General features: G+C 43.2%; 18 protein-coding genes. 5 read left to right on the top strand and 13 right to left on the bottom strand.

All coding sequences use genetic code 11. From position 1 onward, the window contains the following. Nucleotides 1–94: 94 nt before the first annotated feature. The 7 genes from VKA52_RS10965 to VKA52_RS10995 form a co-directional block, all read right to left on the bottom strand. Nucleotides 95–1933, bottom strand: coding sequence for a cell wall-binding repeat-containing protein (locus VKA52_RS10965; protein WP_326315687.1), 1839 nt, complete (start codon nt 1931–1933; stop codon nt 95–97). Nucleotides 1934–2302: 369 nt separating this feature from the next. Continuing rightward, nucleotides 2303–3289 (bottom strand): aldo/keto reductase, encoded by a 987-nt coding sequence (locus VKA52_RS10970; protein WP_160910558.1) that lies wholly within the window; start codon nt 3287–3289, stop codon nt 2303–2305. Between the two features lie 87 nt (nt 3290–3376). Continuing rightward, the gene (locus tag VKA52_RS10975; RefSeq protein WP_326315688.1) at nt 3377–3988 is read right to left on the bottom strand and encodes a TetR/AcrR family transcriptional regulator; all 612 of its coding nucleotides are present in this window, start codon (nt 3986–3988) and stop codon (nt 3377–3379) included. After that, nucleotides 3954–5216 (bottom strand): MFS transporter, encoded by a 1263-nt coding sequence (locus VKA52_RS10980; RefSeq protein ID WP_326315689.1) that lies wholly within the window; start codon nt 5214–5216, stop codon nt 3954–3956. Before VKA52_RS10980 ends, VKA52_RS10975 begins: the two co-directional genes overlap by 35 nt. Nucleotides 5217–5377: 161 nt before the next feature. Beyond that, nucleotides 5378–5575, bottom strand: coding sequence for a hypothetical protein (locus VKA52_RS10985; RefSeq protein ID WP_442788844.1), 198 nt, complete (start codon nt 5573–5575; stop codon nt 5378–5380). A gap of 136 nt (nt 5576–5711) precedes the next feature. Further along, the gene (locus VKA52_RS10990) at nt 5712–6116 is read right to left on the bottom strand and encodes a VOC family protein (RefSeq protein ID WP_160910554.1); all 405 of its coding nucleotides are present in this window, start codon (nt 6114–6116) and stop codon (nt 5712–5714) included. Nucleotides 6117–6328: 212 nt separating this feature from the next. Continuing rightward, nucleotides 6329–7840, bottom strand: coding sequence for a malate:quinone oxidoreductase (locus VKA52_RS10995; RefSeq protein WP_160910553.1), 1512 nt, complete (start codon nt 7838–7840; stop codon nt 6329–6331). Nucleotides 7841–8149: 309 nt separating this feature from the next. Between VKA52_RS10995 and VKA52_RS11000 the strand changes: the two genes are divergently transcribed. After that, the gene (locus tag VKA52_RS11000) at nt 8150–9223 is read left to right on the top strand and encodes a serine hydrolase (protein ID WP_326315691.1); all 1074 of its coding nucleotides are present in this window, start codon (nt 8150–8152) and stop codon (nt 9221–9223) included. 34 nt (nt 9224–9257) lie between these two features. Next, complete coding sequence (locus tag VKA52_RS11005; RefSeq protein WP_326315692.1) at nt 9258–9788, top strand: hypothetical protein; 531 nt, start codon at nt 9258–9260, stop codon at nt 9786–9788. Nucleotides 9789–9829: 41 nt separating this feature from the next. Here the strand turns inward: VKA52_RS11005 and VKA52_RS11010 are convergent, their stop codons facing one another. Together VKA52_RS11010 and VKA52_RS11015 are read right to left on the bottom strand one after the other, a co-directional pair. Further along, on the bottom strand, nt 9830–10519 hold the full coding sequence (locus VKA52_RS11010) for an LrgB family protein (RefSeq protein WP_326315693.1): 690 nt from the start codon (nt 10517–10519) through the stop codon (nt 9830–9832). After that, nucleotides 10512–10883 (bottom strand): CidA/LrgA family protein, encoded by a 372-nt coding sequence (locus tag VKA52_RS11015; protein WP_160910550.1) that lies wholly within the window; start codon nt 10881–10883, stop codon nt 10512–10514. The genes VKA52_RS11010 and VKA52_RS11015 overlap by 8 nt, the downstream gene beginning before the upstream one ends. Before the next feature lie 363 nt (nt 10884–11246). Here VKA52_RS11015 and VKA52_RS11020 point away from each other — a divergent pair, with 363 nt between their 5' ends. Next, nucleotides 11247–12320: a hypothetical protein gene (locus VKA52_RS11020; RefSeq protein ID WP_326315694.1), complete on the top strand. Its 1074-nt coding sequence runs from the start codon at nt 11247–11249 to the stop codon at nt 12318–12320. Nucleotides 12321–12360: 40 nt separating this feature from the next. Here VKA52_RS11020 and VKA52_RS11025 read toward each other — a convergent pair whose 3' ends face one another. After that, nucleotides 12361–13629, bottom strand: coding sequence for a hypothetical protein (locus tag VKA52_RS11025; protein ID WP_326315695.1), 1269 nt, complete (start codon nt 13627–13629; stop codon nt 12361–12363). 215 nt (nt 13630–13844) lie between these two features. Further along, nucleotides 13845–14780 (bottom strand): aldo/keto reductase, encoded by a 936-nt coding sequence (locus VKA52_RS11030; RefSeq protein ID WP_326315696.1) that lies wholly within the window; start codon nt 14778–14780, stop codon nt 13845–13847. A 268-nt stretch (nt 14781–15048) separates the two neighbouring features. On the opposite strand from VKA52_RS11030, the gene VKA52_RS11035 reads away from it, so the two are divergent. Next, nucleotides 15049–15954 (top strand): Gfo/Idh/MocA family protein, encoded by a 906-nt coding sequence (locus tag VKA52_RS11035; protein ID WP_326315697.1) that lies wholly within the window; start codon nt 15049–15051, stop codon nt 15952–15954. Between the two features lie 210 nt (nt 15955–16164). Here VKA52_RS11035 and rlmH read toward each other — a convergent pair whose 3' ends face one another. Beyond that, nucleotides 16165–16644, bottom strand: a complete 480-nt coding sequence (rlmH, locus tag VKA52_RS11040; protein WP_326315698.1) for a 23S rRNA (pseudouridine(1915)-N(3))-methyltransferase RlmH — start codon at nt 16642–16644, stop codon at nt 16165–16167. A 164-nt stretch (nt 16645–16808) separates the two neighbouring features. On the opposite strand from rlmH, the gene VKA52_RS11045 reads away from it, so the two are divergent. Beyond that, a complete protein-coding gene (locus VKA52_RS11045; RefSeq protein ID WP_326315699.1) occupies nt 16809–17114 on the top strand; it encodes a hypothetical protein in 306 nt (101 codons plus the stop codon). Nucleotides 17115–17240: 126 nt separating this feature from the next. Here VKA52_RS11045 and VKA52_RS11050 read toward each other — a convergent pair whose 3' ends face one another. After that, a complete protein-coding gene (locus VKA52_RS11050) occupies nt 17241–18464 on the bottom strand; it encodes a M28 family metallopeptidase (protein WP_326315700.1) in 1224 nt (407 codons plus the stop codon). Nucleotides 18465–18471 lie beyond the last annotated feature (7 nt).

Genomic DNA, 18471 nt, shown 5'->3' on the forward strand with positions numbered 1-18471 from the left:
ACTAGTTTTTTAGAATGAATTTACATTTATTCCATATGGATTGTAAATCTTCTACTCAACAAAAAGAACCGGAGTCAGCTCCGGTTCTTTTTCATTACTGCATCATGTTTTCAGCTAATTCAGCCAATGGATCGGCCACGTCTACAACGTCAGACCCTCCAAGGAGGATATAGTTGTGAATCTGTCTCGTACTAATCGTCCTCTCCATTGCGGCAGGTATATTATTTTCTCTTACTAATAAAAGTGGTGCGTTTTTCTTTGCAGCAAGCACCGAACCAGTTAAAGCATCCGCATAGTTGTATCCCGTTGCCACAAGCGCCTGTTGATTACCAAGATCAAAGGTATCGATGATGTCAGCAGCCGTTTCAAAACGTGTAGGACCAGAAATCCGGTCCACCCTGCCATTAAATTCTTCAAGGACAGCATCACTGACCACATCATCCCCACCAATTACATATACTTGGGATTGGTCCTTAAGAGCATCCTTCGTTGCGGCAGGAGCAGATTGGGGACGGGTCAATAGTATTGGAAGACCTTGACGAGCAGCATATGGAGCAACCGCCAGGGCATCCGGATAATTCAGGCCTGTAGTCAACACGACTTCGCCTTTATCAGAGCCGAGCTTATCTGCAATCATTTGTGCCGTTTCATAGCGATCTTTTCCACCAATTCGGGTCACGTCATCCAGATTCATTGCTGTTAATTCATCTTCTACGTCCTTGCTTACAGCTCCTACGCTGCCAAGAATAATTACTCGATCAGCATGAAGTCTTTCAATCTCTTCTTTTGTTGAAGGATTCAATGAACCGGTACGTGTCAAAAGGATAGGGGCATCATATTTATAGGCTAACGGAGCACCAGCCAGTGCGTCTGGAAAATCGAAGGCTTTGGCTAACACAACCGTATCGGCGCCGTTCTGCCATCCCTTCTCAGAAATATCGATAGCTGTTTCAATTCGTGTTTCCCCTTTTAAACGTGAAGTCACTGGCTCAATTGCACCCGAAGCGACAAAACCTTCACGTCCGTCTTCAAGCTTCACATGATAGCGAACCCAGTGACGTCCCGGTGATTGATCAGAAGTATCATAGTAAATGGTCGCATCTTTAATGTCTACGACTTCCCGTTGTTCAAGCTTCTCTCCGCCTTGCCCATTCTTTGTATCTCTCAGCATTGTTCCTTCAATCGTCAAAGCTTTATCTTCGGCTTTATACATCTGCCTTGAAGCTGTTAAAGGGGCCGGCACTTGATAGAGCATTTTATTGAAGTTTAGAGTCGTATCTTTGTCATTCGGGTCGTATGTAAAGTCGTCTTTTTCTAAAGGGAGCGTCTTTAACTCCAGTCCATTATTATATTCCTCAATTACGCCAAATACTTTTTCCTGATAAGCGGACTCGTTTACTTCTCCATCCTCACGCTTAATCGGACTGTTCACTTCTTTCACTCCATTATATGCGAGAACGGCGAAGTACCAATGTTCAATAGTGTCCTTGGAGTTATCGTTGACTGTTGGAATTACACCACGGACACCAAGATTCCATTTATCATTCAGGATATCAAGACCAACGTTGATGTTGTATTGAATATCGTTTTTCAATTTCCCTACATCATATCCGCCGTCGGTTACCTGCATGATGCCAATACCACCATCGTCTTGAATATTCGGTTCCGTTTGATCCTCATCTACCCATTGCTTCCAAGTAGATTCCGCAAATGCAACAGCTTTGGCTACTTCCGGCGGGATGCCACGTTCTAAAGCGCCCTCTGTTAACATCTCATTAATATCACTGCATGTTACCTCCGCATCACTTTTCGCACATGGATAATTTTCATTGGACGCTAGTGTTACAGAGTCTCCAACCGCAGCAAACGCCTGGTAAGGAAATAAACTAAACGCAAGTGTTAGTGTAAGAAATAACCCGGTTATTTTTTTCATTAAAATCCTCCTTGAGCTAATATACGCATCTATTATACTACCATTTCTACTTAAAAATGGAAGTATAGGCCAGACATTTATACTATAAATACCCATAATATTACTATCATTCGTGGTTGAATATGTACAGAAAGAAACTATTATAGATGTGGTAGAGAATAAAGAAAAAGCATAGTCACCCCCTTACAAATAGGGGGACTATGCTTTGGATATGAGTGGGCACTTCTTTTAATTGTGCCTCCATCTTAAAAATTTAGCTCGTCACTCAAATATTCATTTGTAGAAGTTCCTTCTTCTCCAGAACTTGTAATTAAGTCCAAAGAAAGAGAGAAGATGCTAAGGCCTCCATTTTCCTTTAAATTATCTTAATTAGAAAGGCAGAGGTGCAAGCGTCGAAACAAACCCTCTCTCCACAAGTTCCTCCCAAAACGCTTTCGGAATATCCCGCTGAATCATCTCCAGATCTTCCTTAATCCGATCCGGTCGCGTCGACCCAGGAATAACAGATTTCACAGCTGGATGAGCAGTTGAAAATTGAAGCGCAGCTGCTTTTAAGGGCACATTGTACTTATCGCCAATCTCTTTCAATTGATTCACTCGTCCAATGATATCGGCTCCGGCTTTTTCATAGTTGTAGTGCTCTCCACCAAACAAGGCACCGGAATTATAAGGACTGCCCACTACGATGTCTACATCCTTCTCTTCAGCCATTGTCATCATGCGCTGCAGTGCACGGTCGTGCTGCAGAAGCGTATATTGTGTTGCGGATAAGCAGACATCCGGCCTTGTTTCCTCAAGTTCCATGGCAAGTTCAATCGGTTCTGTCGTGTTAACACCGAGGCCCCACGAGCGGATGACGCCTTCTTCGCGAAGACGTGACAATACACGGAATGCTCCTGTCCTTGCTTCTTCGAATTTGGCTACCCATTCGTCACCGTGGAAATCAGGAGAAACGTCATGTACGAAGACCATATCTAAACGATCGGTATTCAATCGTTCCAGGCTCTGTTCAATGGACCTCTTCGTTGCATCCTCAGTATAGTCGGTAATGACTTTATTGTTCCGCCCATGTTCAAAAAGCCCTTCGTTCTTTTCTGTTTCATCCGTCATATAACGGCCTACTTTTGTGCTTAACACATAGTCATCACGGTTGTACTTCGATAACACGTCACCGACACGCATTTCTGCTAAACCAGCTCCATAGAATGGGGCGGTGTCAAAATAGCGGACACCCTGATTCCAGGCGGTTTGGATTGTTTCACGAGCTTCTCCTTCCGGAACATCCCTGAACATATTTCCTAAAGGCGCTGTGCCGAGCCCTACTTTATGTTTCAATGCATTCTCCAGTGATTTCATATGTGATTCCTCCTTTGGTCGAATCATATAGTTGTATATCCAACTATTCTGCAAATCAAACATGCATACAAACATAGAAAATCCCCCTCATCGTGAGGAGGATACATCCAATGCCATTTTCAAATATTCCACAAACATAGCCGACTGCTCTTTCAGCTTCACCTTATCTTCCGGCAGCATCGCATGGTCGAGGGCAAGACCATCAACAAAAGTGATGATCGACCGAGCAATCAGATTACTTTCATAGCGGTCACTAAATTCACCGGAACGTTGTCCTGCTTTAATGAGTTCCTCATACATACGCAGTCCCATTTCATACCTCTTTTCCCCATAGGTACGCCTGCGTTCATCGTTCCGTCCCGTGATAAAAAACTCTAACTTACTTGGTGCGAGTGGATCCATTTCTGTATCGGGACTTCCGTCTTCTCCGAACAAAAGCTGCATAAGCGAATCCCAGTAAGATTCTACGTTCCCAAGAGAAGCCTCTGTCGCTCCCGCTTCGTCCGTGAGTCCTTCTTCAAGCAGAGCTTCAAACAAATCCTCTTTATTTGAAAAATACTGATACAGCCCACCCCGGCTGACACCAGCAGCCTCCATAACGTGCTTCATCGTCGTGTGCTCATAGCCATGTTCGATGAAGACGTTTCTTGCTGCTTTCAAAATATCAGCTCGGCGTTGCTTCAGGTGTTCCTTGCTCACTCGCGGAGACATGCACATTCCCTCTCTCTACTTTTCTTTTTGTTACAAATCCAATCATGGATACTAGGACAAGGAGACTTGCCGTAATCGTAAACGTCGGAATGACACCGATTATTGTTGCGATCCACCCTCCGACAAGTGGACCGATGATCGTAGCCGTTGTCATGACACTATTGATAACCCCAAACACGCGGCCTGTCATATGAACAGGTGTGTTCACCTGGACCGTCGCCTGGAATGGAACAAAAATCAAACTTGCCGAGAAACCAGCCGTGAATCCAAGTCCGGGTCCCCAAAGGATGGAATAACCGAGGTCATAATAGGTTAGGACTCCCATAATACCGAAGCTGGCGCCTATTCCACAAACGCCTAGAAGCATAAGCGGATAAGAGCGGTAGTCGGTTTTCTTCGCTAGTAAAAAACCAGCTGCAAACATGCCGAGTCCTGAACCTGTGACAAGATACCCAAACAGGTCCGGAGAAGCGTTCGTCAGCTCACGGATTAAGACGATTAACTGCGAATCCGCGGATTGAAGAATCAGTAGGCTGAGCCCGACAAGGACCAAACCTGTAATCATGAAGCGATTGGTTTTGATGAATGAAAAACCAAGGGCGAACTCTTCTTTGAATGAAGTGCCTTCTTTTTCTTTCTCCTTAGTGTCTAACTGGATCGCGTTCGGAACAAACATTAGGATAACCGCGGACACAGCAAACGTGGCCGAGTCGATGATGAATACCTGCTGCGCCCCAAAGATCGCAACAAGCAATCCACTGACGAGAGGACCGAGGATTTTCGTAGAGGAATCAATCATCGAAGTAATGGACATGGCCCCCTTCATATCTTCTTCTGGTACTACTTCTTTAAGTTTCCCATTTTTCGCAGGTACGAAAACCGCAGAGAAAATCCCAATCGTCAGGAGGGTTGCATAGACCATCCAGAGCGATGTCGCAACCGTCAAAATTAAAATCAGGGCTGCCCTGACAACATCAGAGATAATCATAAGCGTTTTCCGGCTGAAGCGGTCAGCCACCATTCCAGCCATCGGCCCAAACAAGGCCATCGGCACAGCCAGACACAAGAAGATGAACGATACTTCAAGAGGTGATGCATCCCACTTCAATCCAACTAACGTGATAATCGCGACAATACTAAGCCAGTCGCCAATGCTCGAAATGGCTTGAGCAGACATCAAGGTCATGTATCCTTTGTTTTTCCATAAGCGTTCCATAGGTTGGGCCCCTCTCAATTAAACGACACTGATGTCGTTATGTTAATTTCATTATATCGACACTGGTGTCGTTTTGCAACTTCTTTTTAAAAAAGAAGGAAATCGCCCAACAAAAAAGCATAGAGTGTTTCCACTTCCATGCTTTATCCTTCCCATTTAAATTACGGAGTCTTTTTCTCAGCTGATTCTCCTTCTCTTTCACCTTTGACTAGTTGTTTATGTATGTCACTAATGAGATACAATCCCCTGAGTAAACAGCCTACAACAATACCAAAAGTGATTATTCCTCCTATTAATGGCCCAGTCATCATAATCAACCAACCTAATAACATGCAGGCGAGAACAATGAAAAATAACAAGCACACCCCTCCTTACAGATTTTCATTATTTCAAACCGATCCCTTGTAAAACAATCCATTTAAGCTAGAATTATCGGGCAGTAATAAAGAAAGAGGAAAGCATAGCAGTTTCTTCATCCTTGCTCTCATTCCCATTTTAAATCCCTAACGTATTCATCAAAACGACTCTCCAACCATCTGGATCCTCAATGGTTATCCCTTTTTCCTTCCAATAAGGATTTTCAGATTCTACTTCCTTGTACCCCATATCCTGTAGTCGTTCAGCTGTATTCAACACCTCATCACGATTTTCTATATAAAATACCAGCAAATTATCTTTCGTGGGCGCAGGGCAGGGGCTGCCCGCTTCATGTCTAGTAAACTCGAGATGATAGGGAAGACCAGGTAATCCATAAACCACTCCCTCGTATCCTCGGTGCCCTGAAAAGTCTGTCAGTCTCTCTAACCCCAGTCCAGACTCATAAAAATCGATTACTTTTTCGAATTGATCCGTTGGTCTCGCCATTCTTATTTGTGATGCTTCAAATCTTGTGAATTTCATTCATCTTCCTCCCATTATAACGAGCACTCCTTGATAGGAACTGGAAAGCCCTCTTTTAAAACCAATCGTAACTGATTCAGAAGGAAAAGCTCATTAGCGGAAAGAATGAAGTCTGTGTACAACTTTGGACTGAAGAATGCTAGGACATTTACCAATAGATCATAAAAAAAGTGCCTTTCCATTTTGATGGAAAAAGGCACTTTTAACTCCCTTTAAATGTTCACAGGACTCTCTTCCTGTTCTTCCGTCAGCTCAAGCGTATCTTCAGTCGTCGCATGAATTTCACGGATTAATTCTGGATTTTCCACTAGTGGCTGCCCGTAAGAAGGAATCATCTCTTTGATTTTCGGTTCCCATTCCTTCAGCTGCTCTGGGAAACATCTCCCCATCAGCTCAAGCATGACTGAAACAGCTGTCGATGCTCCTGGAGAGGCACCGAGGAGGGCAGCAATGGAGCCGTCTGCGGAACTGACAACTTCGGTTCCGAATTGAAGTGTTCCTTTTCCTCCACCTTCGGTATCCTTGATCACCTGCACACGTTGACCTGCGGTGACGAGATCCCAATCCTCTGCTTTCGCTGTAGGGATGAATTCACGTAGTTCTTCCAAACGTTTTTCCTTAGATTGGATGACCTGCTCAATTAGATATTTCGTCAAGGAAGCGTTCTTCACACCTGCTGCGACCATTGTCGCTAAATTATCCTTTTGGACAGATGTAATTAAATCAAGCAGTGATCCTGTTTTCAAAAACTTCGGTGAGAAGCCGGCGAAAGGTCCGAAAAGCAAGCTCTCCCTGCCATCTATGAAGCGTGTATCCAAGTGCGGCACGGACATCGGTGGGGCACCGACTTTCGCTTTACCATACACTTTCGCGCGGTGTTCGGCGATCACTTCCGGATTGTTGCACACCATGAACAAACCACTGACAGGGAATCCGCCGATCTGTTTGGATTCTGGAATGCCTGTTTTTTGAAGCAAGTGCAGACTTCCGCCCCCGCCACCGATAAAGACAAAATTGGACTTATGAAATTCAATCTTATCGTTTTGAAGATCGCGTACTTTCACTTCCCAAGAACCGTCTTCCGCACGTTTGATATCTTCCACACTATGCTTATAGTTGATTTCAAGGTCTTCTTTTTCAAGATGATCAAACATCTTCCGCGTCAACGAACCGAAGTTCACATCTGTTCCCGCATCAATCTTCGTTGCAGCAATGGGTTCAGTAATCGTGCGGTTCTTCATAATTAGCGGAATCCATTCTTCCAGTTTATCCGGATCATCAGAAAATTCCATGTCCTTGAACAACGGGTTCTGAGACATCGTGTTAAAGCGCTTTCTCAGGAAGTCCACATTTTTCTCTCCCTGAACGAAACTCATGTGAGGCAATGGCATAATGAAATCATTCGGGTTACTGATTCGGTTGTTTTTTACGAGATAAGACCAAAATTGCTTGGAGACTTGAAACTGTTCATTTACTTTAATGGCTTTTGTCATATCAATCGATCCGTCAGGCTTTTCGTTCGTGTAATTCAGCTCACAAAGGGCAGCATGGCCTGTACCTGCATTGTTCCATACATTCGAACTTTCTTCCCCAGCACTTCCGAGCCTTTCAAAAACACGAATATTCCAGTCCGGCACTAACTCTTTAAGCAAAGATCCCAATGTCGCACTCATGATCCCTGCACCAATTAAAATCACGTCTGTCTTCGAGTATTTTTTGCTCATTTCCCTTTCATTCTCCCTATTATCAGATATTTTTATCTATGTTCAGTGTATCATTATTGTTGAAAAATTAAAATATTTGGAAGCCCTTCCGAAAGTGAAGTTCCAGGAGACGTTTTGAAAAACATTGCACCACCAGCCTATTCAAAGGGACTCCGTGACGTTCATGATCGAAGGCATGGTAGCAGGATATGAGCTGGACTTAACTCCCCTGCTGAAAGGTGGAAAAATGAAACAAATCTCAAAAGCAAACGTAAACATATAACAGATTACATATACGAACTGAAAAACTACATTAGAGGGGGGATTTCGTTGAACGACTTATTCGTTCCAACAGGAGTAGCCATTGCACTGACTGCCATTGTTCTTTGGAAAATTTTTTATAACAACATGGAAGTTGTCATGAATTATGTAGAGAAAAGGAAAGAAAAAGAAGACGTTTCACTAATCATCAAACGTAACGATAAACCAATCGTTTCCATCAATCCACATAGTGTTTTACCGTTAGCAAGTACCATGAAAGTTATCATCGCTATTGCATTTGCAAAACAAGTGAGTGATAACACAATTGATGAAAATGCAACAATTGCTAAAGAGGAGCTCTTAAAGTTCTATGTGGAAGGGACAGATGGTGGTGCCCACATGAAGTGGGTTCGGGACTTTGCCGACAAAGACCAGTACACCTTAAAAGAAGTGGCCATTGGGATGATTGCATACAGCTCAAACGCCAACACAGAATTCCTAATCCATTACCTTGGTTTGGATGCTATCAACCAAATACCTGCATCTCTTCAGTTGAACAGTCATACACCCATTTTCCCTGTAGTCTCCTCTCTGTATATTCCGTCCTTTATCGAAACCAGCGAGAAGCTCACAGATAAAACGGTCCTTTTAAAAAGACTTGAAAGCATGTCGAGAGAGGAATATTTGGATTGCGCTTTAGAAATTCATGATCATATAACCGCGAACGAACAAAGAAGATACATGAATGAATTGAAATTGGATATAGATTTTCAGAAAATATGGTCCGACCGGCTACCCTCAGCATCAGCCCATGACTATTTGACCCTTATGCAGATCATCAATCAAAGGAAAACGTTTGATAAACGGATGCAAGATTGCATTGAAGAGATTCTGGGTTATGGTTTGTACATACATAAGGCAAACAGAAACTGGATCGACCGCGGGGGTTTAAAAGGAGGCTCGACCTTATTTGTTTTCACACATGCTTCCTATACAACTGATAAAGAAGGGAATCAGACAGAAGTCGTCTTCTTAGCCAATAACCTGAACATCCTAATTTCCAGAAGACTGCAAAGAAATTTCAACTCCTTTCTGCTAAACGTTTTAACAAGTCAAAAGTTTAGAGAGAAGATTAGTGCTTAAAAAAGTACATTAAACATATCTGGGAGGAAAACCATTGGACATAATTACCTGGATGATTGTTGCATGTGAAATCGGCTTTTGGGTTGTGATTGTCGCCGGACTGACGACTCGTTACATTCTCAAAAAGAAAAAAACAGGACTATTCTTACTCGCACTAACCCCACTCATTGATTTGATTTTACTTGTAACAACAAGTGTACACCTATGGAACGGGGCTGAGGCTACAATCGCCCATGCGGTTGCCGCCGTCTATATTGGTGTATCGGTGGCCTTCGGTAAAAGCATGATTGAATGGGCGGATGTTCGTTTCCGATATTACATCACAAAAGAAGGGCCAGCCCCAGAGAAACTTTCCGGCATCCCCCATGCGAAGCACTACTTTAAAAGTTGGCTGCAACATGTTTTTGCCTATATAATCGGAGCCATTTTTCTAGTAATCATGATCTTTCTTATTGGCGATGCTTCACGCACAGAAGCACTCTCCCTTGCACTGAAGCTTTGGACAGTTGTCCTCGGTGTCGACTTTCTCATTGCAGTCAGCCATTTCATTTGGCCGAAAAAATAAATAAAGTGTCTGCGCTCCGAACATTAGAGGCAGACACTTTTTCACATGAGCAGTAAAGTTAAACCCGGAGCAAGGACCGAAACGATGACAGCACTCAACACCATCGCAATCGTACTAACAGAGCCTTCAAGCGGATCCCGCTCCATGGAAGTTGCCGTTCCAATCGCATGAGACGCGCTTCCCATCCCAACCCCTTTTCCAAGAGGATGGGTCAATCGGGCGTAGTGCATCACCACAGGATGGATCAGTACCCCGCCGATGCCCGCAATCATGACAAAGACAGCCGCGAGCGGCATGACACCACCGCTTGATTCTGCAATTGACATCGCCACTGGTGTCGTAACCGATTTCGGAACGATTGAATGGATAATCAACTCACTGAACCCCGACCATTTGCTGAGTAGCAGGCCGGAGGTTACACCAATAAAAGCACCTACGGAAGTCCCTGCTAAAATCGGCAGGAGCATCCTCTTCAAAAGGTCACGGTACTGATAAAGCGGGAAAGCAAGCGCAACGACTGCCGGTCCAAGCAAATAATCGATCCACTTACCGCCAAGCATATACGTATCATAAGAAAAACCGAACAACAGCAATAGAACGATGATGGTCACCGTCGATAAGATAATCGGTGCCGTGTAGATGCGGCGAAACTTTCGATAAACGAACAATGCCCCTTGATAAATTAAAATCGTCAGGAAGATGATAACCACAGCCGGAAGAAGACTATTCATGGGCAGCCTCCCTCCTTCTCGCCATCCATTGAGCAACGAAACCTGAGATGCCCATCACCATCGCCGTACTCAAGAGACCAATGAGTATTAAGAGAACCCCTTTCCCTTCAAAAACATACGCATAGCTCATCACTCCCACCGTTGCCGGAATGAAAAAGAACGGGAGATGTTTGATCATAAAACCAACGCCCTGATTAACCCAATGTTCGGGGACTATTTTTAATGATAAAAGGGCGAAAAGGAAAACCAGGCCGATGACACTGCCTGGAATGAACAGGTTAAACGTCTTTTGTATGAATGTACCGAAAAGATAAATGATATATAAGCCTGTGATTTGCAGAATAATAGTGACTGCTTTTGACACGTGTGATCCTTCTTTCTAGTTGTGAGTTGGACGTTTACTTTCTTTATTATATAGGAATATGATAAGCATACAAAAATCCTGCTCCCTGGCTGTTACGTGATCAGGGAGCGACTGCTGCTATAAAATATTGCCCTGTCTGTCACGTACTGACTCATTTTATCATTTTGGACAAACTTTAAAACCATACCCTCTATCTTAATCACTCGACCTCATCTCAATGCTCAACCAAAATGCAAGAATCTTTTTTTATATTTCTTTTTCATTCTCATGACATGTGTCTTAGATCATGAACTATATGTTAGTATTCTTCTATATTGTACCTTTAAAACCAATCTTTTCTGTATAAAGGAAGTGGAGAACACCATGAAAACATTCACACAACTGCTGCTTGCAGCCCTTCTTATTGTTCTTCTTGGAGCCTGTGCCGAACAGACTTCAGAAGAGGCAGAAGAAGCTCCTAAAAAAGAAGCAACACCCGAACAAAAGAAGGCCCCGGAGCCTCCTTATCAACCATTAAAGCCATCTGAAGATGCCGTCCCACTCAAAGATAGCTTGTCCGAAGAAGCACTTAAGAATATGCCGGATGAGGAGGCGGTTCTCGGAGGCGATCCATCCCGTTCTGTACCTGCAGGTGAAACGCTAGCCAAGGGAGCGGAGGATAAGTCTGAGGGACCATTAAAAGACCACAGACTCGTCACGTATTATGGAACTCCTCAATCCGAAAACATGGGAATTCTCGGTACGATGGAGCCGGAGGAACTCATGAAACAGCTCAAGGAACAGGCTCAAGCCTATTCGAATGCTGATCCTGCACGGTCGGCCATCCCAACCATTGAACTGATTACGACAATGGCTCAACGCGATCCTGGTCCTGAGGGTACATATGTAAGTAAGCTCCCCGATGAAAAGATCGAGGAGTATGTAAACCTCGCAAAGAAACATGATGCACTCGTCATTCTCGATATCCAGCTTGGTACCGATACAGTGATGAATCAGGTTAAGAGCATCGAGAAGTGGCTCAAGCACCCGAATGTTCACCTGGCGATCGACACAGAATTTCAAGTCGCTGAAGGGGAAGTACCAGGAGAGGATCTCGGACAGGTGGATGGAACAGAGATCCAAAAAGCTGTGGAATACCTTTCGAATCTGACGGAGAAAAATCATCTCCCTGATAAATTTGTCCTTGTCCACCAGTTCACGGAACATGTACTCACGAATAAAGATGCCATTCAGCCCACTGACAATGTAGAAGTGGCGCTTAATTTTGACGGCTGGGGAGCATCCATTGATAAAATGGCGCTGTATAAAAAATATGTGCGCGACAAGCCTTCCCAGTATGGTGGTTTTAAAATTTTCTATGATAAAGATAAGCCGGTATTGACACCAGAAGAAGTGGTGAAGCTCGACCCAAGTCCAGCGGTTGTGAATTATCAATAAAAAAAGTGCCTGTTCGCTTAATGACGAGCAGGCACTTTTTTTATGTTTCATTGATCTGGATCCCTTTGCTCTTCGCCAAATCGTCTGCCACAATGGCCTCCCCTTCCACTTTCGTTCCAGAAGCGACTATCGGCTGGACAGAGGGGTTCAGAGGATAGGTTTGACCATCGAACTTGATGTGAGCGAAGAAGTCTTCGATTCCTCCTCCAGCCACATACATGATCAAATCCCGGTACCCATTGGTTGTCGTATTGGACACAATGACAGGGTTTCTTACGAGGGAGAAGCGAGACAATACTTGATATTCACCTTCCATTTCTTTGAAAATCACAGCACTGCATCCACCCGTTCCACAGACAAATGAACCAACTAAAAATACAAAAACCTCTTTGTTCCCATCGTTATTCAAGTCGATTCTATTATAATAATACCTGATGTTTTCTTCAGATAGTTTTACATTATATTCCTTTTCAACCGCTGCTTCTAATTTAAGGTCTCTTTCTGTTTGTGAACAAACATAAGTGAGCGAAGAAAAATCAATCCCCTTTTGATTGGAGAACGGTTCAACATCACAAAGATCTCTTCTTAAATTTAATAATTTATCTCTGGATGGGTAAGGATATTCAAAATCTAAAGCATGGGTAATAGACTTGTAAGCTTCCCGTTTACGACCTGTTTTTATTTGTGCATCCGCTATATAGTACCAATAAGTAGAAGAATTATATTCTCTTAAAAGTGAGCTGTAATAGCGTTCCACCTTTTTAAAATAAGCGGGGTAAACGTCTTCCGCCCTCTCAAACCCATCATGCCCCCAACGAAAAACCTCTACATTATAGGCCAAGCCGGTATCGTGTTTCCACAAAGCGACCTCGTAGAGTCCATCCCTTCCTTGTTTGCCCTCCATGTCTTCCACATCGATCATACTGAAGTATTGATTGCCCTCAATTAAATCTGTGACTCCATCATTTCCCCATTCATAAACGCTGAGGTCCGACCAGATCGATCCTACTTGCCAACCTACAAGGATGTTGTATTCGTTTCTGTTTTTTAATGGAACCACCCCTAAGTACTTGACCCCATACCCTTTACCTTTTTTAGTATCAGCGATATACCATCCTCCTGGCCCCTGCTTCAGGATCATCAGGTAGTTTTCTCCTCGCCAGTAGTAAATGCCTGCGATTTCTGTAACACCATCCCCTTCAAGGTCGGTAATTATTAAGGCAGACTTAGATTCAGGTGTTGCAAAATGTACCATGGTGGCTGTGGGAGGCAGGAAGCGTTTGAAGATACTCACCATGTCTTTTCTCATAAGGTATCACCTCTTATTACTCAATATATGTGAGTATGGAGGTTGCATGTAAAAGCCTTTCTCTCACTTTTATAGACGGTAAAAATCGAACGGAGGGTAAAGGGTATCATGCAAAGGCTGGATGGGCTAAATCTATGTAGTAAATGGCAGAAAAGAAAAGCTGTGGTGTTGCAAAGACAAGCGAATGCATGGCAACACAGCAGAACGCCAACCTTCTACCACCCCACCTGTGATTTCTCTATATCTTTCACAAATAAATTTTCCAACTGTTCTTTGACCTTTTGCGATAACATAGCTTCTGATGCTGTAATATTTTGTTTTAACTGTTGAGAATCCTTAGCCCCAGGTATTACGGTAGATACTCCTGGATAAGAAAGAATAAATTGCAGTGCTATTTTCACCATGGATGCATCATTTCCAACAATACGACGAACCTGTTCCACTAACCTTCCACGTCTTTCAATTTGGTCTGCACTCCATCTGCTTCTAATTCCGGTAAATCTACTATTGGCATCATATTTCCCGGTGAGCCATCCAGAATCTAATGGAACCTTCGCAATCACCCCAACACCTTGGTTATACGCTACTTGTATCGCATCAATGGGGTCTTGGTGAAAGATATTGAACATGACCTCAATGACCTGGCTGTTCGTATTGTTTAGTAGTTCCTCCATCTCTTTTCCAGTATCGACAGAAGCCCCATACGCTCTGATCTTGCCCTGTTGTTTTAGTTTTTCGAGCATTTGAAATTGAGGACTGTCCCCGTGAAGGCTTGTGAAAGGAGGATTGTGAAGAAGGAGACTATCCAAATAATCCGTATTCAACCTTCGTAAACTCTCTTCCACGGACTGCATCAATCTATCAGGTTCAAAGTCATGGTCACCAAAAGGGTGATGGCCGCATTTACTGCTAATGACCACCTGATCTCGTTTTCCCTTAAGAGCTTTACCAAGGATTTCTTCGCTCTTTCCTTCACCATAGTTAGGCGCGGTATCAAAGAAATGACAACCGTAATCCAACACTTCGCTTACTAATTGAAGCGCTTTCTTGTCGGTCATCTCTCCCCAATCTTTTTCGTTACCTAACTGCCATGCCCCGAATCCCACCTCTGACACTTGTATGCCTGTATTACCTAAGTCGCGTTTTCTCACTTTCATTTCCCCCTTTGACTACATTTATATATCATCGGACATGAAGCGTAAGAGAGTCCACGCATGGCCCCACCTTGCTTCAAGTATTTTCTACGGTTACAAATGAAAAATTCATGGATTCTTCTCCTTTTGTAAGGATAATGTTAGTTTATCATAGCTAAAAATTGTAAAGCAGAATCGCAGCCAGTCAACACGACAAAAGCAAAAGACAAGAGCTAATTGCCATTCCATGTTACGCTGAAAACAATTACTATCAGGGGTGATAACTATGAAAATAGGGATTGTTGGTTTAGGAGACATCGCGAAGAAAGCCTACCTGCCTGTTCTTTCGAAAAAAGAAGGCGTGGAACTTGTGCTCTGCACACGAAATAAAGAAACGTTGGACAAGCTGTCCGCTAAATATCGGATTTCCGAAAAAGTCCAGACCGTCGAGGAGCTGATAGAGAAGGATATCGATGGCGCTATTGTCAGTGCGGCGACTGAGGCACATTTCGAAATAGCAGAAAAGCTGCTGTCGCATGGCATCAACACCTACATAGACAAGCCGATTTCAATGCATTTTCATGAAACCCAAAGAGTCGTCCAGCTCGCAGAAGAAAACAAGGCCATAGCGATGGTAGGTTTCAACCGGCGTTTCATTCCTCCAGTGAAAGCTTTGAAAGAAAAAGGGAAACCGAGTCTGGTCCTCATGCATAAAAACCGGTTCCGGCTGCCTGATTATGTCCAGCGTTTTGTCGTAGAAGATTTCATCCATGTGGTAGATACGCTCCGCTTTTTGATGGATACCGAAGTGAAGGATGTAAACGTTCAGGCACTCAAAAACGGCGATATGATGGACCACCTGATCATTCAGTTGATCGGGGAAGGGTGCACAGCGATGGGCGTTATGAACAGGAATGGCGGCGTTACAGAAGAAATTATTGAATATTCCGCTGGAGAGCACAAATATGTCATCAAGGACCTGGTGGAAACGGTCCACTATCACGACAAAGAAATAAATATCTCTCAATTCGGCGGTTGGGACCCGACATTATATAAACGTGGCTTTTACCAGATTACCGACCATTTCATCGACTGTATCGCCAACACCCGGACGCCTGATCCGTCGATTCAAGACTCGCTTACCACCCATGAGATCTGTGAACAGATTGTAGAAAAGATAGAATCGAAATAAGACACACAAAAACGGACGCGCTTCAGGCGTCCGTTTTTGTTCTCTTGTATAGTAGGGGGCATGTTAACCGCAATTGCAATATCATTAGAGTAACCAAACCGACGAGCCGCCCTGACCTTTCAACTGTATACTCTGGTAACCTACATGGCTGTAAAGATTGATCTAAAAGTATGGCTCCCTCGCTCTATTGTGCGAATGTAGAAAAATCATTTACTTGTGATACGGTTCGTTTCGTATAATCTTAAAAGCGCGATATACCTGCTCTACAAGCATCAACCGCATCAACTGATGGGGGAACGTCATATTTGAAAACGACAACCCAAAATCACTCCGCTTCAGCACCTCATCACTTAAGCCAAGCGAACCACCGATCACAAACGCCACTTTACTCTTCCCGTAAGTAGCAAGTTCGTCCATTTTTTTCGCAAGCTTTTCAGAGGTCAGCTGCTTGCCTTCGATTTCCAGTGTGATGACGTATGTATCCTGTGAAATCTTCGAAAGAATGCGCTCCCCTTCTTTTTGCTTCACTTCAACCATTTGCGCATCACTCAGATTTTCCGGCGCTTTTTCGTCCGGGACCTCAACGACATCTACTTTTGCGTAGGGGCCGAGTCGTTTCACATATTCCGCAATCCCCTGCTTTAAATATTTCTCTTTCAACTTCCCAACACTGACAATCGTAATTTTCATGCTGTATTCCCCCGTATCGCTTCATTTGTATCTAGTGTACCACGAAGTGGATTTCCATAATTAGGTGTACTAGGTCATACATAATATGGAATTTACTCATAAGCCTCCCTTAACCACATAGACATGAAAGGTAAGCCATTAATTCCTAAAGAGGAGATGAAAGCATGAGTGACTTCAAAAAGAACAACGACTCTAGGGAAAATGAGCAGGAACAGAAGAAAGATGATGGATTTGTAAAAGGGGTATCCAAAGAAGCCAATGACTTCATTCATAATACGGTCGACGCTTCCGGAAAAATCATTAAATCAATTACGGGTGAAGGCGGTTTGATCGGAAAGACAGTGGATTCTTCCGGTAATATCGTTAAGAAAGCCTCTGAGAAAGGCTCAGATGTCATTGGCAAAACGGTGGACAATTCTTCAAAAGCGTTTAAATCGATCAAAGATAAGACGTTCAACAGAAAGAAATAGAAAAGCCTAACCCAAGTCCTCTAAAAGGAATCGATTCGTTTAGGTTTGAATACAGATGAAGGTTCAACAAGAGTGAAAGACCAAATTCTTTAGAATTTGGTCTTTCTTGTTTGTCTATAGTTCAAATTATATAGAAGCTTGTTTTTTCCTTGTCCAAACGTTTGATTTCCCTTGAAGACCTTCTATTATTTCTAAAGCAAATACACGAACCTCATTTAATTTACTTTCGTTCATCCATTGAATGGTATCGTCTTTGGTATGTATTAAGTCACGAACACCACTGCTGCTAAATGGAATACTTGGCACACCATTCGAGAAAAATGTATAATGATTGCTTTCATACCACGGAAGGGTCCATTGTACCGCAGGGAACTCCCTTTTTATATTCCTTAAATAAATCTCCAGTTCATCCGAACCGCCCATGAGCGTAATATTGTTTGTTCCGAGAGTTTGTCCAACCCCATCGAAGTTCAAAGCAAGAATAGCATCTTCCAAACTTCCTTTATGTTCCCTTAAATAATATTCGTCCCCAAGACCAAGGTATTCTTCAGAGCTGAAAGCAATAAATTCAAAACCCACTTTCCAATCTTTTCTCCTTGAAATTTCTTCCACCAGGGAAAGTAAAATAGCAATCCCTGAAGCATTGTCGTAGGCCCCATTCGTTTCAAATACGGTATCATAGTGAGCGGCAAGAATGATCTTCTCTTTCCCTTGTCCCTGCTTTCTCCCAATAATATTTTTCGTCCATCCCTTATTTCTTTTACTATGGATCTTACAAGTAGCTGATGAGCGTTGATAGTCATTCATTATTTTCAATCCGACCTCTGGTGATATCGTTAAAGACGGGATAGAAAAGTCCCAGTCATTAATAATGGGCAGGTTTTCACCCTTTTCCATGCGTACGAAAATAATTGCTGAAGGGTTTTTCTCTTCAAGGAGTTTCAGAGTCTTCTGATGATGATCAGGGTTATATATAGTAAAGCCTTTGGGAACATAATTTTCTTTCGATAACTCTCCATATAAAAAAGCAATGTTCCCCCCCAAATAGGATGAAGACTCAAGCTCTTCAAGTGTACAAAAAGGCACAATCTCTCCACTAACCTCACAGGCTTCTGAAAAATTATTCCCCTTGGCCTCAAGAGTTTCACCATTAAACTCAAGATTTGTTTCATTCAGATGCCAAGCGGGCACCTCAAACTCCTGTTTTTCTACTACCAACCCTGCATTTCGGAAAATTTTCTCGATATAATCAGCTGCTGCATCGTTCGCTTTTGATCCTACAGGGCGACATCCAATCTTCTCGGATAGCATAATAAAGTGATCCATAACTCCTTCTTGAAAAGTTGACATGAAATCC

Origin of the sequence: Halobacillus sp. HZG1 (genome assembly GCF_035818575.1) — a bacterium.
GTDB classification, from domain to species: domain Bacteria; phylum Bacillota; class Bacilli; order Bacillales; family Halobacillaceae; genus Halobacillus; species Halobacillus litoralis.

Bases quoted from the DNA above. Each gene is read 5' to 3' on its own strand.
- VKA52_RS10965 (WP_326315687.1), bottom strand. From the start codon at position 1,933: ATGAAAAAAATAACCGGGTTATTTCTTACACTAACACTTGCGTTTAGT.
- VKA52_RS10970 (WP_160910558.1), bottom strand. From the start codon at position 3,289: ATGAAATCACTGGAGAATGCATTGAAACATAAAGTAGGGCTCGGCACA.
- VKA52_RS10980 (WP_326315689.1), bottom strand. From the start codon at position 5,216: ATGGAACGCTTATGGAAAAACAAAGGATACATGACCTTGATGTCTGCT.
- VKA52_RS10990 (WP_160910554.1), bottom strand. From the start codon at position 6,116: ATGAAATTCACAAGATTTGAAGCATCACAAATAAGAATGGCGAGACCA.
- VKA52_RS10995 (WP_160910553.1), bottom strand. From the start codon at position 7,840: ATGAGCAAAAAATACTCGAAGACAGACGTGATTTTAATTGGTGCAGGG.
- VKA52_RS11010 (WP_326315693.1), bottom strand. From the start codon at position 10,519: ATGAATAGTCTTCTTCCGGCTGTGGTTATCATCTTCCTGACGATTTTA.
- VKA52_RS11020 (WP_326315694.1), top strand. From the start codon at position 11,247: ATGAAAACATTCACACAACTGCTGCTTGCAGCCCTTCTTATTGTTCTT.
- VKA52_RS11025 (WP_326315695.1), bottom strand. From the start codon at position 13,629: ATGAGAAAAGACATGGTGAGTATCTTCAAACGCTTCCTGCCTCCCACA.
- VKA52_RS11035 (WP_326315697.1), top strand. From the start codon at position 15,049: ATGAAAATAGGGATTGTTGGTTTAGGAGACATCGCGAAGAAAGCCTAC.
- rlmH (WP_326315698.1), bottom strand. From the start codon at position 16,644: ATGAAAATTACGATTGTCAGTGTTGGGAAGTTGAAAGAGAAATATTTA.
- VKA52_RS11045 (WP_326315699.1), top strand. From the start codon at position 16,809: ATGAGTGACTTCAAAAAGAACAACGACTCTAGGGAAAATGAGCAGGAA.
- VKA52_RS11050 (WP_326315700.1), bottom strand. From the start codon at position 18,464: ATGTCAACTTTTCAAGAAGGAGTTATGGATCACTTTATTATGCTATCC.